This window comes from Nocardia callitridis (assembly GCF_039543305.1).
Classification (GTDB): Bacteria; Actinomycetota; Actinomycetes; order Mycobacteriales; family Mycobacteriaceae; genus Nocardia; species Nocardia callitridis.
This window is the reverse complement of the sequence record NZ_BAABJM010000011.1, coordinates 16,086-39,904: the sequence shown is the minus strand read 5'-3', so window position 1 is coordinate 39,904 and position 23,819 is coordinate 16,086. Positions and strand designations below refer to the sequence as shown.

General features: G+C 67.6%; 25 protein-coding genes. 19 read left to right on the top strand and 6 right to left on the bottom strand.

Annotation, left to right across the window (positions count from 1 at the left end; translation table 11 throughout):
• Positions 1–267 precede the first annotated feature (267 nt).
• The 3 genes from hrcA to ABEA50_RS30815 all read left to right on the top strand — a co-directional run bounded on the left by hrcA (position 268) and on the right by ABEA50_RS30815 (position 3,404).
• Positions 268–1,299, top strand: coding sequence for a heat-inducible transcriptional repressor HrcA (gene hrcA, locus ABEA50_RS30825; protein ID WP_345500008.1), 1,032 nt, complete (start codon positions 268–270; stop codon positions 1,297–1,299).
• 186 nt (positions 1,300–1,485) lie between these two features.
• On the top strand, positions 1,486–2,643 hold the full coding sequence (dnaJ, locus tag ABEA50_RS30820; RefSeq protein ID WP_345500006.1) for a molecular chaperone DnaJ: 1,158 nt from the start codon (positions 1,486–1,488) through the stop codon (positions 2,641–2,643).
• A gap of 20 nt (positions 2,644–2,663) precedes the next feature.
• Positions 2,664–3,404, top strand: coding sequence for a 16S rRNA (uracil(1498)-N(3))-methyltransferase (locus tag ABEA50_RS30815; protein ID WP_345500004.1), 741 nt, complete (start codon positions 2,664–2,666; stop codon positions 3,402–3,404).
• A 220-nt stretch (positions 3,405–3,624) separates the two neighbouring features.
• Here ABEA50_RS30815 and ABEA50_RS30810 read toward each other — a convergent pair whose 3' ends face one another.
• A complete protein-coding gene (locus ABEA50_RS30810) occupies positions 3,625–4,845 on the bottom strand; it encodes an MFS transporter (protein ID WP_345500003.1) in 1,221 nt (406 codons plus the stop codon).
• Positions 4,846–4,944: 99 nt separating this feature from the next.
• On the opposite strand from ABEA50_RS30810, the gene ABEA50_RS30805 reads away from it, so the two are divergent.
• The 6 genes from ABEA50_RS30805 to era all read left to right on the top strand — a co-directional run bounded on the left by ABEA50_RS30805 (position 4,945) and on the right by era (position 10,368).
• A complete protein-coding gene (locus ABEA50_RS30805) occupies positions 4,945–5,829 on the top strand; it encodes a LysR family transcriptional regulator (protein WP_345500002.1) in 885 nt (294 codons plus the stop codon).
• A gap of 142 nt (positions 5,830–5,971) precedes the next feature.
• Positions 5,972–7,048, top strand: a complete 1,077-nt coding sequence (locus ABEA50_RS30800; RefSeq protein WP_425577756.1) for a PhoH family protein — start codon at positions 5,972–5,974, stop codon at positions 7,046–7,048.
• A gap of 84 nt (positions 7,049–7,132) precedes the next feature.
• Positions 7,133–7,681 carry an rRNA maturation RNase YbeY gene (gene ybeY, locus ABEA50_RS30795; protein WP_345500000.1) on the top strand — a complete coding sequence of 183 codons (549 nt, stop codon included), beginning with the start codon at positions 7,133–7,135 and terminating at the stop codon, positions 7,679–7,681.
• Positions 7,678–9,078, top strand: coding sequence for a hemolysin family protein (locus tag ABEA50_RS30790; protein ID WP_345499998.1), 1,401 nt, complete (start codon positions 7,678–7,680; stop codon positions 9,076–9,078). Before ybeY ends, ABEA50_RS30790 begins: the two co-directional genes overlap by 4 nt.
• Positions 9,075–9,449 (top strand): cytidine deaminase, encoded by a 375-nt coding sequence (locus ABEA50_RS30785; RefSeq protein ID WP_345499997.1) that lies wholly within the window; start codon positions 9,075–9,077, stop codon positions 9,447–9,449. Before ABEA50_RS30790 ends, ABEA50_RS30785 begins: the two co-directional genes overlap by 4 nt.
• A complete protein-coding gene (era, locus tag ABEA50_RS30780) occupies positions 9,442–10,368 on the top strand; it encodes a GTPase Era (protein ID WP_345499996.1) in 927 nt (308 codons plus the stop codon). The genes ABEA50_RS30785 and era overlap by 8 nt, the downstream gene beginning before the upstream one ends.
• 700 nt (positions 10,369–11,068) lie before the next feature.
• Here era and ABEA50_RS30775 read toward each other — a convergent pair.
• Positions 11,069–12,505, bottom strand: a complete 1,437-nt coding sequence (locus ABEA50_RS30775; protein ID WP_345499994.1) for an amidase — start codon at positions 12,503–12,505, stop codon at positions 11,069–11,071.
• A 195-nt stretch (positions 12,506–12,700) separates the two neighbouring features.
• On the opposite strand from ABEA50_RS30775, the gene ABEA50_RS30770 reads away from it, so the two are divergent.
• Together ABEA50_RS30770 and ABEA50_RS30765 are read left to right on the top strand one after the other, a co-directional pair.
• Positions 12,701–13,567: an alpha/beta fold hydrolase gene (locus ABEA50_RS30770; RefSeq protein ID WP_345499993.1), complete on the top strand. Its 867-nt coding sequence runs from the start codon at positions 12,701–12,703 to the stop codon at positions 13,565–13,567.
• Complete coding sequence (locus tag ABEA50_RS30765; RefSeq protein WP_345499992.1) at positions 13,554–14,159, top strand: TetR/AcrR family transcriptional regulator; 606 nt, start codon at positions 13,554–13,556, stop codon at positions 14,157–14,159. The genes ABEA50_RS30770 and ABEA50_RS30765 overlap by 14 nt, the downstream gene beginning before the upstream one ends.
• On the opposite strand, the gene ABEA50_RS30760 is transcribed toward ABEA50_RS30765, so the two are convergent.
• Positions 14,156–14,536: a helix-turn-helix domain-containing protein gene (locus ABEA50_RS30760; RefSeq protein WP_345499991.1), complete on the bottom strand. Its 381-nt coding sequence runs from the start codon at positions 14,534–14,536 to the stop codon at positions 14,156–14,158. The genes ABEA50_RS30765 and ABEA50_RS30760 overlap by 4 nt on opposite strands.
• A gap of 157 nt (positions 14,537–14,693) precedes the next feature.
• Here ABEA50_RS30760 and recO point away from each other — a divergent pair, with 157 nt between their 5' ends.
• From recO to ABEA50_RS30725, 7 genes are all read left to right on the top strand, one after another.
• The gene (gene recO, locus ABEA50_RS30755) at positions 14,694–15,470 is read left to right on the top strand and encodes a DNA repair protein RecO (RefSeq protein ID WP_345499990.1); all 777 of its coding nucleotides are present in this window, start codon (positions 14,694–14,696) and stop codon (positions 15,468–15,470) included.
• 33 nt (positions 15,471–15,503) lie between these two features.
• Positions 15,504–16,313 carry an isoprenyl transferase gene (locus tag ABEA50_RS30750; RefSeq protein ID WP_425577755.1) on the top strand — a complete coding sequence of 270 codons (810 nt, stop codon included), beginning with the start codon at positions 15,504–15,506 and terminating at the stop codon, positions 16,311–16,313.
• Between the two features lie 14 nt (positions 16,314–16,327).
• Positions 16,328–16,756: a hypothetical protein gene (locus ABEA50_RS30745; RefSeq protein ID WP_345499988.1), complete on the top strand. Its 429-nt coding sequence runs from the start codon at positions 16,328–16,330 to the stop codon at positions 16,754–16,756.
• A gap of 88 nt (positions 16,757–16,844) precedes the next feature.
• Positions 16,845–17,801, top strand: a complete 957-nt coding sequence (locus ABEA50_RS30740; protein WP_345499987.1) for an ABC transporter ATP-binding protein — start codon at positions 16,845–16,847, stop codon at positions 17,799–17,801.
• A gap of 1 nt (position 17,802) precedes the next feature.
• Positions 17,803–18,591 (top strand): ABC transporter permease, encoded by a 789-nt coding sequence (locus ABEA50_RS30735; protein WP_345499985.1) that lies wholly within the window; start codon positions 17,803–17,805, stop codon positions 18,589–18,591.
• 528 nt (positions 18,592–19,119) lie between these two features.
• Complete coding sequence (locus ABEA50_RS30730; protein ID WP_345499984.1) at positions 19,120–20,310, top strand: sensor histidine kinase; 1,191 nt, start codon at positions 19,120–19,122, stop codon at positions 20,308–20,310.
• Positions 20,311–20,349: 39 nt separating this feature from the next.
• Positions 20,350–20,955: a response regulator transcription factor gene (locus tag ABEA50_RS30725; RefSeq protein ID WP_345499983.1), complete on the top strand. Its 606-nt coding sequence runs from the start codon at positions 20,350–20,352 to the stop codon at positions 20,953–20,955.
• A 230-nt stretch (positions 20,956–21,185) separates the two neighbouring features.
• Here the strand turns inward: ABEA50_RS30725 and ABEA50_RS30720 are convergent, their stop codons facing one another.
• Positions 21,186–21,794, bottom strand: coding sequence for a TetR/AcrR family transcriptional regulator (locus ABEA50_RS30720; RefSeq protein WP_345499981.1), 609 nt, complete (start codon positions 21,792–21,794; stop codon positions 21,186–21,188).
• Between the two features lie 102 nt (positions 21,795–21,896).
• Here ABEA50_RS30720 and ABEA50_RS30715 point away from each other — a divergent pair, with 102 nt between their 5' ends.
• Positions 21,897–22,901 (top strand): hypothetical protein, encoded by a 1,005-nt coding sequence (locus tag ABEA50_RS30715; RefSeq protein WP_345499980.1) that lies wholly within the window; start codon positions 21,897–21,899, stop codon positions 22,899–22,901.
• A gap of 91 nt (positions 22,902–22,992) precedes the next feature.
• Here ABEA50_RS30715 and ABEA50_RS30710 read toward each other — a convergent pair whose 3' ends face one another.
• Together ABEA50_RS30710 and ABEA50_RS30705 are read right to left on the bottom strand one after the other, a co-directional pair.
• A complete protein-coding gene (locus ABEA50_RS30710; protein WP_345499979.1) occupies positions 22,993–23,439 on the bottom strand; it encodes a Fur family transcriptional regulator in 447 nt (148 codons plus the stop codon).
• Between the two features lie 3 nt (positions 23,440–23,442).
• The gene (locus ABEA50_RS30705) at positions 23,443–23,799 is read right to left on the bottom strand and encodes an ArsR/SmtB family transcription factor (protein ID WP_345499978.1); all 357 of its coding nucleotides are present in this window, start codon (positions 23,797–23,799) and stop codon (positions 23,443–23,445) included.
• Between the last annotated feature and the right edge of the window lie 20 nt (positions 23,800–23,819).

Here is a 23,819-nt window from a genome sequence, read left to right as displayed (position 1 = left end):
CTTCAACAAGGCAAAACACTGGCGTGGCGTCGCCACACGCTACGACAAACTCGCCCTGACCTACCGTGCGGGATTCGTCATGGCTCTTACCGTGGAATGGCTCAAACTATTGGGAGACGTGCCCTAGGCGTCATGGAGTGTGGGCCGCGCGTCCCAGGGTTCCGCAGGGCGCGGGTGTCCCGCTGGGGAGGGGGATTTGCGGGGAGGCACTTAGACTGGATGGGCGGATGAGTCGACGTGACGAACGAGAAGCGAGGAGGTGGCCCGATGTCGAGTACCGATGATCGGCGCTTCGAGGTCTTGCGCGCGATCGTCGCGGACTATGTGCACACCCAGGAACCGATCGGGTCGAAAACGCTGGTCGATCGGCACAATCTGGGTGTGTCGAGCGCGACGGTGCGTAATGACATGGCGGTGTTGGAGGCCGAGGGCTACATCACCCAGCCGCACACCAGTTCCGGGCGCATCCCCACCGACAAGGGCTATCGACAATTCGTCGACCGCATCTCCGAGGTGAAGCCGCTGTCGGGGCCGGAGCGGCGCGCGATCATGGAATTCCTCGAATCCGGTGTCGACCTCGACGATGTGCTGCGCCGCGGCGTGCGACTGCTCGCGCAACTCACCCGGCAGGTCGCCGTCGTGCAGTACCCGACGGCTTCGGTCTCGGTAGTGCGCCACATCGAGGTGGTCGCGTTGAACCCCGCACGACTGCTGCTTGTCGTGATCACCGATTCGGGTCGCGTCGATCAGCGGCTGGTCGATCTGGGTGACGTGCTCGAAGACGACGACCTCGCGGCGCTGCGCGGCATGCTCGGCAACGCCATGGACGGGCGACGGCTGGCGACGGCGTCGGCGGCAGTGGCCGAACTGCCCGACCGTGCGCCGATGCGCCTGCGTGACGTGCTGATCCGAGTCTCGACGGTGCTGGTGGAAACGTTGGTGGAGCATCCGGAGGAACGCCTGGTGCTCGGCGGCACCGCCAACCTGACCCGCAACGCGGGTGATTTCAACCTGCCCGGCTCGCTGCGCGCGGTGCTCGAGGCGCTGGAAGAGCAGGTGGTGGTGTTGAAACTGCTGGCCGCCGCGCAACAACCCGGCACGGTCACCGTGCGGATCGGCGAGGAGACCCAGGTCGAGCAGATGCGCGGAACCTCGGTGGTGTCGACCGGTTACGGGTCGGCGGGTGCGGTGCTCGGCGGGATGGGTGTGCTCGGTCCCACCCGGATGGATTATCCGGGGACGATCGCCTCCGTCGCGGCGGTGGCGCGCTACATCGGGGACGTGCTGGGTGATCGCTGAAGCTCGCCGAAGGTGCTCGTGGAATCGGGAATACGCGATGCGCTGATAGGGTCGTAATTTCGGCCGGATAAAGTTGAGCGCATCCGACTAATGCTCTCTCGACCAATGCCGCGGTGAGCGCGCGGTCGGACACGGTGGAACGCACCGTCGGTACTGTCGATTACGACCAAGGACTAGAGAACTCAAGTGGCACGGGATTACTACGGACTGCTCGGCGTGTCGAAGAACGCGTCCGACCAGGAGATCAAGCGGGCATACCGCAAGCTGGCGCGCGAACTCCACCCCGACGTCAACCCGGACGAGACCGCGCAGGCCAGGTTCAAGGAAGTGTCGGCGGCCTACGAGGTGCTGTCGGACCCGGAGCGCAGGCGCATCGTCGATATGGGCGGCGACCCGCTCGAGTCCGGTGGCGGTGGCGGCGGCGGGTTCAGCGGTGCGGGATTCGGCGGCCTCGGCGATGTCTTCGAAGCCTTCTTCGGTGGGATGAACTCCTCCGGCGGCGGTGCGAGGAAGCCGCGTGGACGCGTGCAGCCGGGTTCGGACTCGCTGCTACGCACCCGGCTCAGCCTCGCCGAGTGCGCGGTGGGCGTCACCAAGCACCTGACGGTCGACACCGCGGTGTTGTGTGACAACTGCCACGGCGCGGGCACCAATGGCAAGTCGAAGCCGGTGCGTTGCGAAACCTGTGGTGGCGCAGGCGAAGTGCAGTCGGTGCAGCGATCGTTCCTCGGTCAGGTGCTGACCTCTCGTCCGTGCCCGACCTGCCGTGGTGCGGGGGAGACCATCCCCGATCCGTGCAACAAGTGTGGCGGCGACGGCCGGGTGCGTGCGCGCAGGGAGATCGCGGCCCCGATCCCCGCCGGTGTCGCCAACGGCATGCGGGTGCGTCTCGCCGCGCAGGGTGAGGTCGGCCCCGGCGGTGGCCATGCAGGCGATCTGTACGTCGAGATCGTCGAGCAGCCGCACGATGTGTTCGTGCGCGACGGCGACGATCTGCACTGCACGATTCGGGTGCCGATGGTGGACGCCGCGCTCGGCACCACCGTCGTGGTGGACACGATCCTCGACGGCCCCACCGAGCTGACCATCCCGCCGGGCACGCAGCCGGGCGAGGTGTCGACGCTGCGCGGCCACGGTATGCCTCGGTTGCGTTCGGGTACGCGCGGCGACCTGCTTGCCCACCTCGACATCGTGGTGCCGACCAAGCTGGATCACAAGCAGACCGAGTTGTTGCGCAAATACAAGGGCACCCGCGATCGGGAAAACGCCGAGGTGATGTCGGCGCAGTCCGAGCACAACAGCGGACTGTTCGCTCGGCTGCGCGCCTCGTTCAGCGGACGCTGAGCGCGGCGGCAGTATCGCCCATGGCCGCGACGGTCTTCTACCTGGACGACATCCCCGAGCCTGGCGCCGTCGCGGTGCTCGACGGTCCCGAGGGCAAACACGCCGCGACGGTGCGTCGCACTCGGGTCGGCGAGGCGATCACACTCTCGGACGGACACGGCGTGCTCGCCGACTCGGAAGTTATTGCGGCGCAACGCGATCGACTGGAACTCAGGGTGCTCGATCGCACGCTGGCCGAGCCTGTCGCGCCGAGGGCGACGGTGGTGCAAGCGCTACCCAAGTCGGACCGTTCGGAACTGGCCGTCGAGTTGATGACCGAGGCCGGTGCCGATGCGATCATCCCGTGGCAGGCAGCGCGCTGCGTGGCGAACTGGGAAGGTAAGGCCGCCAAGGGGGTTGGCAAATGGCAGGCGGCGGCACGTTCGGCGGCCCGGCAATCCCGGCGCGCCTACATCCCCGAGGTCGCCGACCTGCATCGCACCGCGGACGTCTTGGCGTCGATCCGAAAAGCGAAGGCGCGCGGCGCGATCGTCGCCGCGTTGCACGAATCCGGCGCCGCCCGTTTCACCGAGCTCCCCTTCGCCGACGTCACCGAGATCGTCCTGATCATCGGCCCCGAAGGCGGCCTGGCCGACACCGAACTCACCACCTTCACCGACGCGGGCGCCACCCCTGTCCTCCTGGGGCCAACGGTCCTACGCACCTCCACCGCAGCGGCCGTCGCCCTCGGCGCCCTCGGCGCCCTCACCCCACGCTGGTAACCCACCAAAGATCCAAGCGCCCCCACGCCCAGATATCACGCCCATCTCCTGGTGACCTCGAATTCTCAGGTACGGCGGGCGGGGCGTGCCGTCAAGGTCACCAGGACTTGTCGGTGCTGTTCGCCGGGGAAGTCACGCTCATTGTCCTGGTGATCTTGCGTCGCTCGGTGTGGGGGGCTCTCGGGCGAGACGAGGGCACCAGGGCGGCGTCTTGGTCTGGTTACGTCCTGGTGATCTTGGTTCGGCGGGGGCTGAGGGTGAGGGTGGTGATGAGGATTGTGGCTAGGGTTAGGAGGGTGGTGACGAAGTAGGTGAGGCCGGGCCAGCCGGTGTGGGCGTAGGCGAATCCGCCGGTGGCGCCGAGGATGGAGCTGCCGAGGTAGTAGGCGAACATGTACAGGGAGGATGCCGCGCCTCGGTTGGTCGCCATGGCGCCGACCCAGGTGCTCGCCGTGGTGTGGGCGCCGAAAAAGCCTGCGGTGTAGATCAATATGCCGCAGATGATGGCGGCCAGGTTGTCGGCGACGGTGACGAAGAGTCCGACGGCCATCAGGGCGACCGACGCGATGAGGACGCGTTGCCTGCCCACGCGGTCGACCAGGCGGCCGGAGACCGCCGAGGCCGCGGTGCCGGAGAGGTACAGGACGAAGACCATGCCCGCGAGCGCGTCGGGGAGGTGGAACGGTGCCGCGATCAGTCGGTAGCCGAGGAAGTTGTAGACCGAGACGAAGCCGCCCATCAGCACGAACGCTAGTCCGAACAGGGCGAGCAGTCGCGGATTTCGCAACTGCGCGAACAGATCGCCGAGCACCGTGCGCACACCGGAGGGGCGGGCGACGAACCCGCGTGAGGCGGGCAGTGCGCGCACGAACCACACGGTGCACAGCGCCGCCGCGATCGCGATCACCGCGTCGGCCCAGCGCCACGAGGCGAAGGTGAGGGTGAACGAGGGAATCATCCGCCCGAGTAATCCGCCGATCGTGTTGCCCGCCACGTAGATTCCCATGGCCGACCCGAGGTTGACGCTCTCGATTTCCTCCGCCAGATACGCCATCGCCACGGCGGGAACTCCGGCCAGCGCCACACCTTGCAGCGCGCGCCCGGCCAGCAGCACCTCCAGATTCGGGCTCAACGGCAGCAGCACGCCGATCAGCGCACAGGTGATGGCGGAACCGATCATCACCCTGGTGCGTCCGATCCGCGAGGAGAGCGCGCTCACCGGAATGATCGCCAGCGCAAGCAGTCCCGTGGTGAGCGAGACGGCGAGCGCCGCGTGCGCGGGGGTGGCGCCGAACGCGGCCGACAGGCTCGGCAACAGGGCTTGCGCGCTGTACATCGAGGCGAAGGTGGTGAGGCCCGCCGCGAACAGTGCCGCGATGATCCTGCGCTCACGCGGTGAGCGTGTGGTCTTCTCGACTGCCTCGGTGATCGTCGTGGTCATGGCACCTCCTGGAATCAGGATGGTCGGCCCGGTCGATCAAAGGGAAATGCATAATGAAGGTCTATTTCATGCTCTGGGTGCATATAGGGAGGTCGCGCGGTGCTCGGAGAGGATCTGGAGTGGTTCACGACACTCGCCGAACTGGAGCGCGTCGGTGCCGCGGCCGACCGGTTGCACCTCGCGCAACCGACGGTGTCGCGGATGCTCGCGCGGTTGGAGCGCAGACTCGGTGCCGAGCTGTTCGACCGGCACGGCAAGCGCATCGTGCTCAATGCCGCGGGGCGGGTCTACTACGAACACGCCAAACGCGCGATGATCGAACTCGATGCCGCGCGGCAAGCCGTCATCGATCTGACCAGTCCGACGAAAGGTTCTGTGCGCCTGGCCTTTCTGAATTCCTTCGGCGCTTCGATCGTGCCGAGGATGATCGGTGAGTTCCGCCGCGGCTTCGGCGCCGTTACCTTCACCCTGTGGCAGGGCCCGGCGGCCGAGGTCACCGAGCGGGTGCTCGACGGTCGTGCCGACGTGGGCATCGTCTCGCCGCGCCCGGCCGCGGCGGGGGTCGGCTGGCACACCCTGCTGCGCCAACCCTTGGTACTGGCTGTACCCGCCGAGCATCGGCTCGCCGGGCGCCGACAAGTACGCCTACAGGAGGTCGCCGACGCTGAATTCATCGTTATGCACCGGGGTTTCGGTATGCGCAGGATCTTCGACGAGCTCTGCGCGGCGGCGGATATCCGGCCGCGCGTCGTCTTCGAATCCAGTGATCTGATCACCGTGGCCGGAATGGTGGCGGCCGGGCTCGGCGTCGCGGTCCTGCCTCGCGAGGACCTCCCCTCCGGTTCGTCGCTCACGGGCCCGGTGATCGTCCAGCTCGCCGACGCCGGTGCCGCTCGCTCGGTGGGTCTGATCTGGGCCGCGGCCGCGACGCCCGCCGACGCGGTCCGCCACTTCCGCGACTTCACCAGAAGTCGCGCCACCTGAATCTCGCCGCGACGACCTGAAAAGATATCCACTGGGCGGTGTCGGTGGGGCGCGGTAAAGTTGGAGGAAATTCCCGAGACCGAAAGCAGGGCTGGCTACTTTTGCGAACACGAGGCACCCACTCTTGACAGCGCAAGGCGATATCGGCGACCCGACCACGACGGCTCCCCTCGACATCGAAAGCCCTGCGGCGCGCACGGTGCGCTCCGGCATCGAGCTAGCTCCGGAATCGGTGTTCGGCTTCCTCGGCTCTTCCGACCAGAACCTGCGTGAACTCGAGGGTCTGTTGGATGCCGACGTTCACGTTCGCGGCAATGTCATCACCCTGACCGGCAAACCCGCCGAGGTCGCGATGGCCGAGCGGGTGATCGAGCAGTTGGTGGCGCTCACCGGCCGCAATCGGGCGATCACCCCCGAAACGGTGCGGCACACGGTGTCGATGCTTACCGAGGGCTCCAGCGAATCTCCTGCCGAGGTGCTGAGCCTGGACATCCTGTCGCGCCGCGGCAAGACGATCCGGCCCAAGACGCTGAACCAGAAGCGCTACGTGGACGCGATCGACACCAACACCATCGTGTTCGGCATCGGTCCCGCGGGTACCGGCAAGACCTATCTCGCGATGGCCAAGGCCGTGCAGGCTTTGCAGACCAAGCAGGTCAACCGGATCATCCTCACCAGGCCCGCCGTCGAGGCGGGGGAGCGGCTCGGCTTCCTGCCCGGCACGCTCAACGAGAAGATCGACCCGTATCTGCGTCCGCTCTACGACGCACTGCACGACATGATGGACCCCGAGTCCATTCCGAAGCTCATGTCGGCGGGTGTCATCGAGGTCGCGCCGCTGGCCTATATGCGCGGTCGCACGCTCAACGACTCGTTCATCATCCTGGACGAGGCGCAGAACACCACGGCCGAGCAGATGAAGATGTTCCTGACGAGGCTCGGTTTCGGTTCGAAGATCGTGGTGACCGGTGACGTCACCCAGGTCGACCTGCCGAACGGCGCGCGTTCGGGTCTGCGCGCGGCCACCGAGATCCTCCCCGGTATCGATGACATCCACTTCGCCTACCTGAGCAGCAGTGATGTGGTTCGACACCGGTTGGTCTCCGACATCGTCGATGCCTACGACCGCTTCGAATCCGAGCCGCGCTCGCAGGTGGGGCCGCACTATCCGGGCAACCGGGCACAGCGGCGCGCCGCGAGCAAGTCCGACCGACGCTGAGCGCGACGTGACGGGGGAGCTCGCCGAAAAGACAGGCGTGCGGGCTCCGCGATCGCGTTCGTCACCGTGACATAGGCTGACCAGGTGAGCATCGAGATCGCCAACGAATCGGGTATCGACGTACCGGAAGAGGACCTGGTCAGTGTCGCGCGCTTCGTAATCGGCCGGCTGGACGTGCATCCGGCCGCCGAATTGTCGATGGTGCTCGTCGACCTCGACACCATGGCCGACCTGCATATGCGGTGGATGGAACTGCCCGGCCCGACCGATGTGATGTCCTTCCCGATGGACGAGTTGGAGCCGGGCGGTCGCCCCGACAGTCCGGAACCGGGTCCCTCGATGCTCGGCGACATCGTGTTGTGCCCCGAATTCGCCGCGGGCCAGGCCCGCAAGGCCGACCATTCGCTCGATCACGAACTGGCGCTGCTCACCGTGCACGGTGTGCTGCATCTGCTCGGCTACGACCATGCCGAGCCGGAAGAGGAGAAGGAAATGTTCACGCTGCAGGCGTCGCTGCTCGAAGAGTGGTACGAGAGCTTGCGCGAGGCGCGGCGACGCGCCGAACTCGCCGCCCGCGACGCCAGGCTGCTCGGAAAGGCGGGCTTCACCGCACCGGGTGACACGCTCGCGTGAATTCGCTGACGCTGATCCTGCTCGCGGTGCTGTTGGTCCCGGTGGGTGGTGTGTTCGCCGGTGTCGATTCCGCGCTGAACACGATCTCCCCGGCCAGGGTCGAGGACATGGTACGCGCCGACCGATCGGGTGCGGTGCGCTTGAACCGGATCGTCGCCGACCGCGCCAGGTACGTGAATCTCATGGTGCTGCTTCGCATTCTGTGCGAAATCGGCGCGACGGTGTTTCTCGTGGCGGGTCTCATCGACCTGTGGGGCGAGAATTGGGCGTTGCTGGTCACCGCCGTGGTGATGGTGCTGGTGTCGTATGTGGTGGTGGGGGTCGGTCCGCGCACCCTCGGCCGCCAGCACGCGTATTCGATCGCGCTGTCGGCGTCGCTGCCGTTGCAGCTCATCGGCGCGTTGCTCGGACCGTTGAGCAGACTATTGATCCTGCTCGGTAACGCGATCACTCCCGGTCGTGGTTTTCGCAACGGCCCGTTCGCTTCCGAGATCGAGCTGCGCGAGGTGGTCGAGATGGCCGGCGCGCGCGGTGTGGTGGCCGACGACGAGCGGCGGATGATCCAGTCGGTGTTCGAACTCGGCGATACCGCGGCGCGTGCGGTGATGGTGCCGCGCACCGAGATGGTGTGGATCGAGGCGGACAAGACCGCGGCGCAGGCGATGTCGCTCGCGGTGCGCTCCGGCCATTCGCGGATTCCGGTGGTGGGGGAGAACGTCGACGACATTCTCGGCGTCGTCTATCTGAAAGACCTTGTGCCGTATGCCGATCGCAGCCGCAAGGTGCGGGTGCGCGAGGTGATGCGCACCGCGGTGTTCCTGCCGGACTCCAAGCCGCTCGACAGCCTGCTCGACGATATGCAGCGCCGCCGCAATCACATGGCGCTGCTGGTGGACGAGTACGGCGGCATCGCGGGTCTGGTCACCATCGAGGACATCTTGGAGGAGATCGTCGGCGAGATCGCCGACGAGTACGACGCGGGCGAGACCCCGCCGATCGAAGACCTCGGCGAGGAGAGGTACCGCGTGTCGGCACGCCTGTCGGTGGAGGATCTCGGCGAGCTGTACGGCCTGGAGATCGAGGAAGAGGATGTCGACACCGTGGGCGGTTTGCTCGCCCACGAGCTCGGCAGGGTGCCGTTGCCGGGGTCGAAGGTCACCGTGCACGGGTTGGTGCTGCGCGGCGAGGGTGGCGCGGATACCCGAGGTCGGGTGCGGGTGCATACCGTGGTGGTGCGCAAGGCCAAGAAGACCGATGCGCCGACCGAAACCGACGCGGCCGAAACATCCTCCGGCGAGGCGAAACCGCACGGCGACAAGACCAATGGCAAGCGCAAGGGCAACGGACCGGAGCGCGAGGTTTCGGCCGATCGACTCGAGGACGGAGACACGGTATGACCGAACTGGACGCCGAGGACGCCAAGCTGGTGGTGCTGGCGCGTGGTGCGCTGGGACGTACCGACGGCAGCTGTGGTGCGGCGATTCGCGACACCGACGGCCGTACCTACGCGGCCGGTGAGGTGCGCTTGACCGCGCTGCGCCTGACCGCACTGCAAGCCGCCGTCGCGGCGGCGATCTCCAGTGGCGCCGAGGGATTCGAGGCGGCCGTGGTGGTGTGCGGAAAGTTCTCCGACGTCGGGATCGCGGCTGTGCGTGAGGTCACCGCACAGGCGAGGGTCATCTTCACCGATACCGACGGCACGGTCTTCGACATCATCGATGACGCGGGCGTCGAGCCGAGCTCCGCCGATCGGGTGCACGGTGGCTGATCGTGTCGAGGCGGACGCGTCCGCCGAATTCCGTTCCGGTTTCATCTGTTTCGTCGGCCGCCCGAACACCGGCAAGTCGACGCTCACCAATGCGCTGGTCGGGGCGAAGATCGCGATCACCTCCTCGCGTCCGCAGACCACCCGCCACACCATCCGCGGCATCGTGCACCGCGAGCACGCGCAGCTCATCCTCGTCGACACACCCGGCTTGCACCGTCCGCGCACCCTGCTCGGCCAACGCCTCAATGATCTTGTGCGCGATACCTATTCCGAAGTCGATGTGATCGCCTTGTGCATCCCCGCCGACGAGAAGGTCGGGCCGGGCGACCGCTGGATCGTGCAGCAGATCAAGCAAATGGCACCGAAGACCACGCTGCTCGGCGTGGTCACCAAGACCGACAAGGTCAGCCGAGATCAGATCGCGGTGCAGCTGCTCGCGGTATCGCAACTGCTCGGACCCGAGACCGATGTGGTGCCGGTGTCCGCGGTGAAGGGGGAGCAGGTCGAGGTACTCGTCGACGTCATCGCCTCGAAGATGCCCGAAGGGCCCGCGTTCTACCCCGACGGCGAACTCAGCGACGAGCCCGAGGAAACCCTGATGGCCGAGCTGATCCGCGAGGCCGCGCTGGAGGGCGTGCGCGACGAACTCCCACACTCGTTGGCCGTGGTGATCGAGGAGATCCAGCCGTACGAGGAACGCGAGGACATGCTCGACGTGCACGCACTGCTCTACGTCGAACGCCCCAGCCAGAAGGCCATCATCATCGGCAAAGGCGGCGCCCGCCTGAAAGAGGTAGGGACCAATGCCCGCAAGCAAATCGAACACATCCTCGGCACCCGCATCTACCTGAACCTGCATGTGAAGGTGGCCAAGGACTGGCAGCGCGATCCCAAGCAGCTGGGCAAGCTCGGGTTCTAGTCGCCGCACGCACCGGCTGCGGGCCGCACCGACCGATCATCGTGCCGATGTCCACGCACTCGGCTGCATGCTCGACGAGATGTTCACCGGCACAAAGCCATTCCCGCTCGACGGTGTCGGAGGTGATCCGGGCACGCATCGAGGGCCCCGCCGCCGCGTCCGACTGCGCTACTCCAAGCGCTCGACGGCGTGATCGTGACGGCCGTGGCCGTGGCCGAGGACCCGGACCGCGTTTCCGCTCCGTGCGGGGCGCGCGCGGGTGCGGCCATGACGAGCGCATCGGGGCGGTCGGACCTGGAAACTCCGCGAGCCGAACGGCCGAAAAGCCGTCGTCGCGTCTGGATTGTGGCGGAGGCCGCGCTCGGTGTCGTTGCCGCGGCCGTAGTTCCGGTTCCTGTGCTGGGGGCGGGCGGTCGGTTACCTGCGCGACCACGGGCGGTCCGACCCACCGCTCTGGACCGTCACCACCACGGTTCAGGCCGGGTTCGCTCCCAGTGCAATTCCGATTCCAGCTGTGCCGCAACGGAAACCAGTGTCGGCTCGGTACTCGCGGTGCTCATTGGTTGCGCATCTACCGGCAGACCGTGGCGCACTGTCTGTCGAATTCGGCAGTTCTACTAGAAATTTCTGCCGGCTAACGGCGCTCGGACGTTCCGGCCAGGAATTGCGCGCATGGTGGTCGGGAGCGCCGCTGTGAGCGTCACCACCACGGCTCAGGCCGCTGCCGTTCCCAGTGTAATTCCGATTCCAGCTGCGCCGCAACGGAAACCAGTGTCGGCTCGGTACTCGCGGTGCCCATTAGTTGCGCACCCACCGGCAGGCCGTCGTCGGTGAACCCGGCGGGGACGTTCACGCTGGGCCAGCCGAGGACGTTCCACGGCCACGCGAAGGGGCAGGCGGCGGTGACGAGGTGTTCGGTGGCGAAGAAGCCGATGTTGTCGATCGCGTCGGCGCGGGGTGGTGGGGTCGCGGTGGTGGGGGCGAGGACCAGGTCGTAGTTGTCGAAGAAGCGGCCGATGCGCTTGTGCAGCAAGGGTTCCAGTTTGCGAGCGGCGAAGAGGGCGGGGCCGCTGAGCGCGAGTCCGGAGCGTAGGTGTCCTACGGTGCGTTGTTCGACGCGCGCGCCGGGCATGTCGCGGTATCTCGCCCGGATGCCCGCCATCGAGCGCGGCATGAACGACGCGCCCATCATGATGCCGTAGTGCAGGTCTGCGACGGTTACCTCGTGGCCGAGTGCGCGCAGCGTGGCGGCGATGCGGTGCACACCCGCCTCGACCTCGGGATCCAGTGGCGTGCGCTGGGTGGTGAATGGCGCGCGCACAGACAGTGCGATCCGCAGACGGCCCGGGTCACGACCGACGGCGTCGGAGACCGACAGTGTCGTGGGGGTGTGTAGGTCGCCCTCGTGTGGTCCCGCTGCGGTGTCCAGCAGCAAGGCCGCGTCGGCGACGGTGCGTGCCAGCGGCCCGTTGACGGTGAGGCCGTGGAACGATTCGGCCTCGGGCCAGGTGGAGATGCGGCCGCGTTGCGGCTTGATGCCGACCAGGTTGGTCCACGCGGCGGGAATGCGGACCGAACCGGCGCCGTCGGAACCGAGTGCGGCGCAGAGCAATCCGGCGGCGACGGCGGCGGCCGAGCCGCCGGAGGAGCCACCTGGGGTGTGCTCGCCGTTCCACGGGTTGCGGGTGTGGCCGAACCATTCGGCGCTGGTGAAGGGGTACTGCCCGAGTTCGCAGGTGTTGGTTTTGCCGACGATCACCGCACCGGCGGCACGCAGGCGGCGGACCGGTTCGCCGTCTGCGGTTTTCGCGGTGAATTCGCCGCCGCAGCCGAATGCCGTTGGCTCGCCGCTGATGTCGGTGTCGTCCTTGACCGCGATCGGGACGCCGAGTAGGGGGAGGCGTTCGCCGGCGGCCACGCGTCGGTCGGCTTCGGCCGCCTCGGCGAGCGCGCGTTCGCGGCGCACGATGCGGAAGGCGTTGAGGCTCGGTTGCGTGGCATCGATGCGGTCGAGGGTTTCGCCGACCACCGCTGTCGAGCTGGTCTCACCGCGTGCGATGGCGGCCGCGAGTTCGCCGAGTCCGAGCTCGCCCGCCGGTGGTCGCGGCGCGGGCGGGGTGGGGTCGGAGACCGTCATCTGTGCTCCAGTTCTCGTCGTGCTCAGCTTCTCGTCGTGCTCGGCCGAATATCGGTGCTCGGTGGACGCAACGTAACCACGATTTGGTCAGTCGTCCATATCGTGGGGGTAAATATCCACCCGTGGTAGGAGGCGAATCGTGTCTCACATACATACGGTATGTATGTAAGTGAATCGAATCAACCGGAGGCGAACATGGCACACAGCACCGCGCTCGGCCGCAGTCACGAGATCGACCTGCCCGGCGGACGTATCCGCTACCACGAGACCGGTGACGGCCCGCCGGTTGTGTTCATCCACGGCCTGCTGGTCAATGCCGACCTGTGGCGCAAGACGGTGCCCGCCGTAGCGGCAGCCGGTTACCGCTGCATTACCCCGGACCTACCGTTGGGATCGCACGAAATCCCGGTTCCCGCAGCTGATCTCACCCCCACCGGCGTCGCCGACCTGCTCTCGGCCTTCCTGGCGGGCCTCGATCTCACCGACGTCACCCTCGTCGCCAACGACACCGGCGGCGCGCTCACCCAGGTGCTGCTCAGCCGCGACCGCTCCAGGGTCGGGCGCGTGGTGCTCGCCTCGGTGGACAGCTACGAGCGATTCCTCCCGCAGCCGTTCACCGGACTCACCCTGCTGGCCAGGGTCCCCGGCTCCCTGCGCCCGCTCACCGCGGCCCTACGCCTGCGCGCGCTGCACCGGCTGCCCTTCGTCTTCGGCTGGGTTACCAAGCGCGCGGTGCCGAAGGAGATCGCCGACTCCTACCTCCTGCCGAGCCGCCGCTCGGGCGAGATCCGAAAAGACCTGCGGCGCTTCCTGAAAACCGCACGACGCGACTACACCCTGGCCGCCGCAGCGCGTTTCGGGGAGGTAGAGCAGCCGGTGTTGGTGCTGTGGGCACGCGAGGACAAGTTGTTCCCCGTGTCGCTGGCCGAACGGCTCGCCGCCGACCTCCCCAACGCGACACTGCGACTCATCGACGACTCCTACGCCTTTCTGCCCGAAGACCAACCCGAGTTGCTCGCCACATCGATCCTGGAGTTCACTCGGCTGCATGCCACGCCGTAGCCAGGAGGACCGGTCCAGGTCCACGCGGGCCGCGCTCGAACAGGCTGGACGCCAGCTGTTCACCGAGCGCGGCTTCGCCGCGACCTCCGCGGAAGAATTGGTCAGCGAGGCCGGAGTCACCCGAGGGGCGTTGCATCATCACTACGGCGACAAGCGCGGGCTGTTTCTCGCCGTGCTCGAACAGCTGGAGGTCGAGACCACCGAGGAGGTCGAACGCGCCATCGCCACCGTCGACGAGACGGAGGTGATGGCGGGCATGACCGTCGGACTCGGAGTGTTCCTTGAGCTCTGTCAGCGCCCCGACATGCTGCGGATCGCGCTCACCGACGCGCCCGCCGTCCTGGGGTGGCAGGCATGGCGCGAATTCGAGGCCGACCACGGACTCGGCGTGATCACCACCCAACTCCAGCGGGCCCACGCGGCGGGCATGATCGCCGATGCCTCGATACCGGTGCTGGCGCAGTTGGTGATCAGCGTCGTCAGCGAGGCCGCGCTCATCGTCGCGCACGCCGAGGACGTCGAGCAGGCACGGGCGCGAGTCCAGCACTCGGTGCTGCTGCTGGTGTCCGGACTGCTGCGCACCGAAAACTAATCGATGAATTGCAGTTCCACCTGCGGCAATTCGGTCATGATGCGGGCGCACACCGCGCGATGCCAGGTCGCGGGAAATCGGGTGTCCGGTTCGTGTCGGTGATAATCGGCATTGGTTCGGTAGGTGTGCAGACAGGGTGAGACATTGCCCGCGTGGATGGCGTGCACCATCGCCTCGATCACCTGCACGGTCTCGGCGGCGATATCGGAGAGCTGGCGTGCCGCGGTGACCGGAATCTGGAACGAACCACGTTCCCAGCGTTCGATCGTGCGGTCGGCCACCTCGAACAGGCGCGCGCACCACGGGACCGGCAACCCGAGTAGCTCTCGGGTTGCGCGAAATCCTGCGGCAGTCTCCGTGCCCAGCAAATCGTTCACGCGTGAAAGCCCCTCCCCAGCAGCACAAGTACGCAAAGGATAGGGCACCGAACACGCGCGCACGACGGGTTTCGTTCGCCTTCGACCCAAAAGTGAAATACCTTCACCCCGCTTGCCGCGCCCCGCGGCGCGCGCGGCTCGTGGGAGGATGGTGGACGTGCTTCTGTACCGGGACCATGCGGTGGTCGTTCGCCAGCACAAGCTTGGCGAGGCCGATCGCATCGTCACGCTGTTGACCAGCCACCACGGGCTGGTGCGCGCGGTGGCCAAGGGGGTGCGGCGCACGAAATCGAAGTTCGGGGCCCGCCTGGAGCCGTTCGCCTATATCGATGTGCAGCTGCATCCCGGGCGCAACCTCGACACCGTCACCCAGGTGCACACGGTGGAGGCGTTCGCCGCCGACATCGTCGACGACTACGGCCGCTACACCACCGCGTGCGCCGTGCTGGAGACCGCCGAACGACTGGCCGGTGAGGAACGCGCGCCCGCGCCTCGGCTGCACGCGCTCACCGCGAGCGCACTGCGCGCCATCGCCGCCAAGCAGCGCCCGCACGAGCTGATCCTCGACTCATTCCTGTTGCGCGCCATGGGTTTCTCCGGGTGGGCGCCCGCGCTGGCGGAATGCGCGCGGTGCGCGACACCCGGCGCGCACCGCGCTTTCCATGTCGGCGCAGGGGGAGCGGTGTGTGTGCACTGCCGCCCGCCCGGGGCCACGGTGCCCGCCGCGGGGGTGATCGAGCTGCTCGTCGCCTTGCGTCGCGGTGAATGGGACTTCGTCGAGACGACCACCGATTCGGTGCGTAAGCAGGCCAGCGGCTTGGTGGCGGCGCACCTGCAATGGCATCTGGAACGTCAGCTGCGCACATTGCCGCTGGTCGAACGCTCGCAGGCCGCGCAACGGCCCGACCGTGCCGCCGCGGGGCAAGCGGGCTGACCCGCCGAGGAGGCCATCAGGCAGGATGAGGGCGTGATCCTCCGTCGAGACTCCAGCACCGCGACCAGGTCGAGCACCGAACGCAGCATTCGCCCGCCCTCGCCGCACCCCTCGGGTGCGCGGCCGCCGGAAATACCGCCGGAGTTGGTGCCGACGCACGTCGCCTTGGTGATGGACGGCAACGGCCGCTGGGCCAGGGAGCGCGGGCTCGCGCGCACCGCGGGCCACGAACGCGGCGAGGCCGTGCTGATGGACACCGTCGAGGGCTGCCTGGAGATCGGCGTCAAGTGGTTGTCGGCGTACGCGTTCTCCACCGAGAACTGGCGGCGCAGCCCCGAGGAGGTGCGCTTCCTGATGGGCTTCAACCGCGACGTGATCCGCCGCCGGCGCGACGAGATGCATGAGATGGGGGTGCGGGTGCGCTGGGCGGGGCGCCGTCCTCGCCTGTGGCGCAGCGTGATTCGTGAGCTGGAGACCGCGGAGGAGCTCACGAAGGACAACACCGAGATGACGCTCACGATGTGCGTGAACTACGGTGGTCGCGCCGAGATCGCGGACGCCGCAAGGGAAATCGCGCGTGCGGTGGCCGATGGCAAACTCGATCCCGAGAAGGTGAACGAGGCGACAATCGAGCAATATCTCGACGAACCCGACATGCCCGACGTCGACCTGTTCCTGCGCCCCTCCGGCGAATTCCGAAGCTCGAACTTCCTGCTGTGGCAGTCGGCCTACGCCGAATTCGTCTACCAGGAAACGTTGTTCCCCGATTTCGACCGACGAGACCTGTGGGCGGCCTGCCTCGAGTACGCTTCGCGTGATCGCCGTTTCGGCGGCGCGAAATGAATGGTGGCACGGACATGAACGCAGACGCGGACGCGGACGCGCGTGCCGGTACCGAGCGCGAACTCCAAGCGCGGGCCGGTGCTTGTCTTTCGCTCTACGACATCGAGGTGCGCGTCGAGCAGGACGGCTCGCTCGGCTTCGCCTACGAGGGCGTACTGAGCTCGCTGCGCGCGGTGAGCCTGGCGCCCGGCCTCGACGTGCTGACGTTGACCTGCGTGCTCGCCTGGGATCGCCCGCTGAAACCACAGCTGCACAAACGCGTCGCCGAGCGCAACAACTCGCTGCAATTCGGCTCGCTCACCATCATCGCCCGCGAGAAGCTGGCCGATGTCATCCTGCGCTACACCTTCCCCGCCGCTGGCCTGGACGATCAGGCCCTGGCCACGATGTTGGTGCTGGTGTTGTCGGGTGCGGGCAAGGCGCGCCAGGGGCTGCTGCCCTGAGACCGAAGCGGCACCCATGACAGTTGTCACGGTGAGGTCGTGACAGCCGACCCTGGCCGGTGCACCCGCGACCGGCGACCGTAGAGGCATGACCTCAGCAACGACCACCGCCGCGCGCACCGCGGGCAGATCCGCACCCCCGCCCGCGATCGAATTAACCCAGTTACGCAAGAGCTTTCGCGCGCCCGGCGCACAGACTGTGACCGCGGTGGACGGACTCGACCTGGTCGTCTACCCGGGCGAGATCGTCGCGTTCCTCGGCCCCAACGGTGCGGGCAAGACCACAACCATCGACATGCTGCTCGGCCTCTCGCGGCCCGACAGCGGCAGCGTCCGGGTGTTCGGCGCGGCGCCGGAGGAAGCGATTGTGTCCGGCCGGGTGTCGGCGGTGCTGCAATCCGGCGGCCTGTTGCCCGACCTCACCGTCGCCGAGACCGTGCGCATGGTCGCGACACTGCATCCCGCCGCGCGTCCGGTCGAGGAGGTGCTCGCCCGCGCTGGCATCGCCGAGATCGCCGACCGGATGGTCGGCAAATGCTCCGGCGGGCAGCGTCAACGGTTGCGTTTCGCTTTGGCGTTGCTGCCCGACCCCGACCTGATCGTGCTCGACGAGCCGACCACGGGCATGGATGTCGAGGGCCGCAGGGCGTTCTGGCAGGCCATGCGCGCGGACGCGAACCGAGGCAGAACGGTGCTGTTCGCCACCCACTACCTCGATGAGGCCGACTCCTACGCCGACCGCATCGTGCTCGTGCGCGCGGGAACGGTGGTCGCCGACGGAAGTGCGGCGCAGGTGAAGAATCTCGCCTCGGGTCGCACCGTCAGCGCGACGCTGCCCGGCGTAGACCCCGAGCGGCTGCTCACGATGCCAGGAGTCGATGACGTCGAGCTGTTCGGAGATCGAATCGTGTTGCACACCAAGGACTCCGACTCCGTCGCGCGGCTACTGCTGACGCAGACCCCCGCGGTCGATCTGGAGATCACCGCGCACAACCTCGAGGCGGCCTTCCTGGCCCTGACCACCTCCGAAACGGGAGCACACTGATATGACCACCCTTGTCCCACCGGCGAATTCGTCGCCACGTCAGCGACCGGCCCTGGGCGGGTTCAGCCTCGGCTTCCTGCGGATCGAGCTGCGTCGCATGCTGCGCAACCGGCGCACCGTGATCTTCACGCTGATCATGCCGCCGCTGTTCCTGGTGATCTTCGGATTGCAATCCGACTACCGCACCGAGCCTTTCGGCTCCGGCAACGTCACGGGTTATGTGATGGTCTCGATGGCGGTCTACGGCGGGATGCTGGCCACCACCAGTGGCGGTGCCATGGTGGCGATCGAACGAGCGCAGGGCTGGAGTAGGCAGTTGCGGCTCACCCCACTGCTCCCGGTCGCCTATATCGCCACCAAGGTCGCTGTGGCGATGGTGCTCGGATTATTCTCGGTGAGCACGGTTTTCGTGGTCGGTGCCGTCATCGGCGCACACTTGACCCCGCTCGCGTGGGCGGGTTGCCTGCTGCTCGCCTGGACCGGTTCGCTGGTGTTCGCCGCGTTCGGCCTGTTCATCGGCTATTTGCTCCCTTCGGAGAACGTCATGCAGCTGCTCGGCCCGTTGTCGGCGGTGCTGGCTTTCGCGGGTGGGTTGTTCATGCCGTTGAACGGGTGGTTCGGTGCGGTGTCGAAGGCCATACCGACCAGCGGGGTCGCGACACTGGCTCGGATGCCCTTCGGCGGCACCGACGCGGGGTCGATCGCGTTGGCGGTGCTCAATGTCGTGGTGTGGGCGTCGGTGTTCATCGGCGGCTCGGCGCTCCTGTTTCGCCGTGACACCGCACGCTGACTCGTGCCACGGGGCGGTCGTCTTCGGTCGTGGGGTGGTTGGGTTCGGTCGCGCGGGCGTGGGCTGTGCGGCGGTCGGGTTCAGCTTCGTGGCGGGGTGCCGTGCGTTGTGCGTACCCACGAGCCAGCAGTTGTCCGCACCGCGGTGCCCAGGAACTCGGCGGGCCGTCGGGTTTCTCCGCCCCCGCGGCCGCGGTCGATCCGTTCGAGGAATTTCAGCGGCCGGTTCCGCGTACGAATCGCGGAATCCGGCCATGCGGCACCGGTGTTCGTGCGCGCGGCGCGACATGCGAGCGGGTCTGTCGGGCACCGTCGGCGTGTGTGTGCTGGACCGTCGACACGGATTCGTCGGTGGCGACCGGTATCGCATCGTCTCGGCGGGCACGCGGCGCGGCGCGCATCGCATCGCGGGATCGTGGCCGAGCCGACCCTGCTCCGGCAGGGCGATCCCCAGCGTCGTCGGGCGAGGCGATTGGGTAGCGTCGGCTCTCGTGAGCGACCGTCGCGTACCTCGAAGGGTTGATCGCGCATGGGCGTGAAGACCGCGCTGTCCGCGCTGAGTCCTGAGGCGCTTTTCGAGCGGGTCGACGCGGCGCTGGTCGTCAGGCGTTCGCAGTCGACCGGCGTGCGGCGGCGCAGCGTGTTCGGTGCGGGGCTGTCGGCGGCCTGGCTCGCCTACTTGATCGCCCCGATCGCGCAGCGGTGGTCGGCGGGTCGGACGGTCGAGGCGACGCTGGGGATCGTGGCCTTGGTCGCCTTCGCGGCCGTGGTCGTGGCGGCTTTCGTCCTCTTCGGTAAGTCGAGTACCGACGCCTTGCGCGGCCGTCGCTCCGATCCGAGGGTGTGGCTGGCCTTGGCGGCGCTCACCGGCATCAGCGCGATGCTGGTGTGGTTGTTCGGGTCCACCGCGTTGCCCGCCAGCATGTATATCGCCGTGCTCGGCATCCTCTATCTCCCGTTCCGGGCATCGGGTCTGGTGGTACTCGTGAGCACGGTGACGATCCTGTTGCTGCCATTCGCGTTCCGTGACTCGGACTTCGGCTCGGTCAGCCTGTATCTCGCCTTCGTTCCCGTGGTGATTTGGATCGGCAGGCAACTCGGCCTGCGTGGGGATCGGCTCGCCGAATTGAATCGACGCCAGCGCGCCGAGCTGGAGATCGTCGAGGAACGCAACCGGGTCGCACGCGACGTGCACGACATCCTCGGTCATTCGCTCACCGTGATCACGGTGAAAACCGAACTGGCGCAACGGCTTGTCGAGGTCGACCTGGCTCGCGCGAAGTCCGAGATGGCCGATATCGAGCGGTTGGCGCGCGAGGCGCTCGCCGGAGTGCGCGAGACCGTCGGTGGGCTGCGCGAGATCTCGCTGCGCGGGGAACTCGGCAACGCGCGCACCGCGCTGGCCGCCGCCGATATCGCCGCGCGGTTGCCCGACTCCGACGAACTCCCGGAGGTCGGGGACGGCGAGTTGTTCGGTTGGGTGTTGCGCGAGGCGGTCACGAACGTGATCAGGCACAGCGCGGCGCGCGAATGCGCGGTGTCGGTCACCGAGACCGCGATCGAGGTCACCGACGACGGACGCGGGCTCGGCCCGGCGACGAATGCCGCCGGGTCGGGGCTGTCGGGTCTGCGGGAACGACTCCGCGCGGCCGGCGGAACATTGACGCTGTCGACTCCGGAGGGCGGGGGACTTCGTGTTCGTGCCACCATTCCCGCATAACGGCCAGGTGGCCGCCGTGCCCTACCTCGAAGGAATGCCATGATCCGGCTGCTGCTCGCCGACGACCAAGCACTGGTGCGCGGCGCACTCGCGGCGCTGCTCGGTTTGGAACACGACCTCGAGGTGGTCGGCGAGGTCGGCAGGGGAGACGAGGTGCTCGACGCGGTCGAACGCACCGAACCCGATGTGGTGCTGCTCGACGTGGAAATGCCCGGCATGGACGGGATCTCGGTGGCCGCGCAGTTGCACGGGACCCATCCCGGCCTGCGCGTGCTCATGGTGACGACGTTCGGTCGCCCCGGTTATCTGCGACGGGCCATCGATGCCGGTGCGAGCGGTTTCGTGGTGAAGGACACCCCGGCGCGCGAACTCGCCGACGCGGTGCGCCGCGTGCACGCGGGTTTGCGGGTGGTCGACCCCGCCCTGGCGGCCGAGACGTTGACCGCGGGCACCTCACCGCTGACCCCGCGCGAGCGCGAGGTACTGGCAGCCGCGGCCGATGGTTCGACCGCCGCGTCCGTGGCCAAGCGTCTGCACCTGTCGGAAGGCACTGTCCGCAACCACCTTTCGTCGGCCATCGGCAAGACCGGGACCACCAACCGCGCCGAGGCGGTGCGCGCGGCCGAACGCCTGGGTTGGTTGTGAAATGAAATCGCATCGGTGCTCGGGTACCACTCGATCCGGTGTGGCTTACGCGCCGTGATCAGCGCGCATCGCGTGGGTGCTGACTGCTGACCGGTCGGGGCACTCGGGTCGTTCGGTTCGGGCGCCTGGGCGTTGTCGGCAGCGTGGTCTCGTGGGTGTCGACCGGGTGCGTTCGGTACTCGGCATCGACGCGCGTGACCTCTCGGGTGCCGGCGCGGTCCAGCGGTCGCTCAGGACTCGGGCGCCTCGCCGTAGGGCAGCAGTGTGCGTACCCCTCGGGTGAAGGTTTCGATGTCGGGGTCGCCGATGATCAAGTGCTGCAACATGAATCCGGGGAGCAGGCCCATGATGGCGGTGGCAACGGCGTGGGTGTCGGCGTCGGCGGGCAGCCAGCCGTGCGCGAGCATGCGTTCGGTGTATTCGTCCCAGAGTTGGCGCATGCCGAGCACCGCGTCCTTGACGTAGCCGCCCGCGTCTTTGTCGACCAGAGCCAGTGACCACGCCTGCGGGGCGAGCCGCACCAGGCCGCCGGGACCGCTGTGTTCGGTGATGTAGGTGGCGACGATGGTGACCAGCTCGGCCGGGGTCGGCAGGGTATCGGCGCGGATCGCCTCGGTCATTCGCTCGCGCAGTCGCACCGTCGTCTGCGCGGCCAAGGCGGCGACCAGGTCGTTCTTGCTCTTGAAATAGCGGTAGACCGCGCCCGCCGACAAGCCGGACTCGGCGAAGACGTCCTGCATCGAGGTGTCGTGGAAACCCTTGGTGGCGAAGCAGAGTTGTGCGGCGTCGAGGATTTGCTGCCTGCGCCTTTCCTTGTGTTCTTCGCTGACTCGGGGCATCGTCCCAAAGTAAAACGAATGTCCGTTCTTGACAAGCTCGAAGTCCGGTGCCACGGTGGAACCGGCAAAAGAGAATGATCATTCGATTTACGGGGAGTCCTCATGACCACCACTCGGCGTGCGCTCGCCGCGGGCATCGCGGCGGCGCTGATGCAGGCATTGATGCTGATCGCCTTCGCATGGCCCGCCGCGAACACCGCACCGCGTGAGCTGCCGCTCGCGGTCACGGGTCCGCAGGCCGCGATGGTCACCGGCATGCTCGACGAGCGCCAACCCGGCGGCTTCGAAACCCGTACCGTCGCCGATGAATCCGCCGCGCGCGGCGCGATCACCGACCGTGCGGTCTACGGCGCGATCGTCACCGGCGACGGACCGCCGCGCGTGCTGATCGCCTCCGGTGCCAGTCCCGCCGTTGCCCAGTTGCTGACCCAGATGGCACAGCAGCTCTCGGGTGCGCCCGTGGCGCCGGTGCAGGACCTGGTGCCCGCCGACCCTGACGATCCGCGCGGGGTGGCGTTCGGCGTCGCGGTGCTGCCGCTGGTGATGTCCGGGCTGGCCGCCGGCGTGCTGCTGAGCCTGCTCGTGCCGTCGATCGGCGCGAAGGCGTTGGGGCTCGGCGCCTTCGCGGTGACCGCCGGTTTGCTGAGCATGGCGATCGTCCAGGGCTGGTTGTCGCTGCTGCCCGGTGCCTACGGTGAATTGGCACTGGTGTCCGGGTTGGTCTCGTTCGCCGTCGCCGGGACCGTTGTCGGGTTCTCCAGCGTGCTCGGCAGGGCGGGAATCGGTGTCGGGGCGCTGCTCATGTTGTTCATCGGCAACCCGTTCTCCGGTGCCACCTCCGCACCGGAAATGCTGCCCGCGGGCTGGGGCGCGCTCGGTCAGCTGCTGCCGCCGGGTGCGGCGGCGTCGCTGTTGCGCGCGGTCGCCTTCTTCGACGGAACGGGTGCGTCGGGCCCGCTCGTGGTGTTGTCGGCGTGGGCCGGTCTCGCCGTTGTTCTGCTCGTCGTCGGTGCGATCCTGGGTAGGCGGAAGGGAACATCGACGCACGCGGGCAAGCACGAAGCCGGTGCGAGCGATCAGAATCGGGAAGCGGCCGTCGTCGGCTGAATTCGAGCACGAGTGCGCCCGGCGACGAAATGTCGCCGGGCGCACTGTGTTTCAGTGGGTGGGTGGGCTTTCGGGGCAGGGTGTCCCGTGGTCAGACGCGGGTGGTGCGTCTGCTCGCCGACACCTTCGCACACGCCGCGCAGGTCCCGAAGACCTCGAGCGTGTGGCTGATCTCGGTGAACCCGTGCGCGTCGGCGATGTCCTCGGCCCACTCCTCGACGGTGGGGCCCTCGACCTCGACGGTGCGCCCACAATGCCGACACACCAGGTGATGGTGGTGGCCGGTCGAGCACTGGCGATAGACCGCCTCGCCGGTGTCGTTGCGCAACACGTCGACCATGCCCGCGTCGGCGAGCGACTGCAAGGTGCGATACACCGTGGTCAAGCCGATGCCTTCGCCGCGCTTGCGTAATTCGTCGTGGAGTTCCTGTGCGGAACGGAACTCCTCGATGTCATCGAGCAGCGCCGCGATCGCGCTGCGCTGCTTGGTGCTTCGGATGCCGACCGCTTTCGGCGGAGCGACGGAATTGTCTGGCACGGGTTACCCTTCCTCGGCGTGCGCGACGGCGTCGACGACGATGTGTGCGAGGTGGTCGTCGACCAATTCGTAGAGCACCTCGCGTCCGGAGCGTTCGCCGTGGACGACGCCCGCGGACTTGAGGATGCGCAGGTGCTGACTGACCAACGGTTGGGTGACCCCGAGTGCGTCGACCAGTTCGTGCACACAGCGCGGCGACTCCCGCAGTTGTAGCACGATGGCGATGCGTACGGGAGCCGCGAGGGCACGCAACAATTCGCCGGCCGCCTCCAGGATGGGTCGCGTCGGCACCGGCGCCGGTGCGGGCGAGCGATAGGGGTTGTGCGGTGGCGGCGCGGTGGCTGCGGCTTCGGTGGTCACGGAACCAACTCCTTATTGGA

Coding starts and splice junctions, on each gene's coding strand:
- hrcA (WP_345500008.1), top strand. CDS start 268: ATGTCGAGTACCGATGATCGGCGCTTCGAGGTCTTGCGCGCGATCGTC.
- ABEA50_RS30815 (WP_345500004.1), top strand. CDS start 2,664: ATGGCCGCGACGGTCTTCTACCTGGACGACATCCCCGAGCCTGGCGCC.
- ABEA50_RS30810 (WP_345500003.1), bottom strand. CDS start 4,845: ATGACCACGACGATCACCGAGGCAGTCGAGAAGACCACACGCTCACCG.
- ABEA50_RS30785 (WP_345499997.1), top strand. CDS start 9,075: ATGACCGAACTGGACGCCGAGGACGCCAAGCTGGTGGTGCTGGCGCGT.
- ABEA50_RS30775 (WP_345499994.1), bottom strand. CDS start 12,505: ATGACGGTCTCCGACCCCACCCCGCCCGCGCCGCGACCACCGGCGGGC.
- ABEA50_RS30770 (WP_345499993.1), top strand. CDS start 12,701: ATGGCACACAGCACCGCGCTCGGCCGCAGTCACGAGATCGACCTGCCC.
- ABEA50_RS30765 (WP_345499992.1), top strand. CDS start 13,554: ATGCCACGCCGTAGCCAGGAGGACCGGTCCAGGTCCACGCGGGCCGCG.
- ABEA50_RS30745 (WP_345499988.1), top strand. CDS start 16,328: ATGAACGCAGACGCGGACGCGGACGCGCGTGCCGGTACCGAGCGCGAA.
- ABEA50_RS30740 (WP_345499987.1), top strand. CDS start 16,845: ATGACCTCAGCAACGACCACCGCCGCGCGCACCGCGGGCAGATCCGCA.
- ABEA50_RS30735 (WP_345499985.1), top strand. CDS start 17,803: ATGACCACCCTTGTCCCACCGGCGAATTCGTCGCCACGTCAGCGACCG.
- ABEA50_RS30730 (WP_345499984.1), top strand. CDS start 19,120: ATGGGCGTGAAGACCGCGCTGTCCGCGCTGAGTCCTGAGGCGCTTTTC.
- ABEA50_RS30725 (WP_345499983.1), top strand. CDS start 20,350: ATGATCCGGCTGCTGCTCGCCGACGACCAAGCACTGGTGCGCGGCGCA.
- ABEA50_RS30720 (WP_345499981.1), bottom strand. CDS start 21,794: ATGCCCCGAGTCAGCGAAGAACACAAGGAAAGGCGCAGGCAGCAAATC.
- ABEA50_RS30715 (WP_345499980.1), top strand. CDS start 21,897: ATGACCACCACTCGGCGTGCGCTCGCCGCGGGCATCGCGGCGGCGCTG.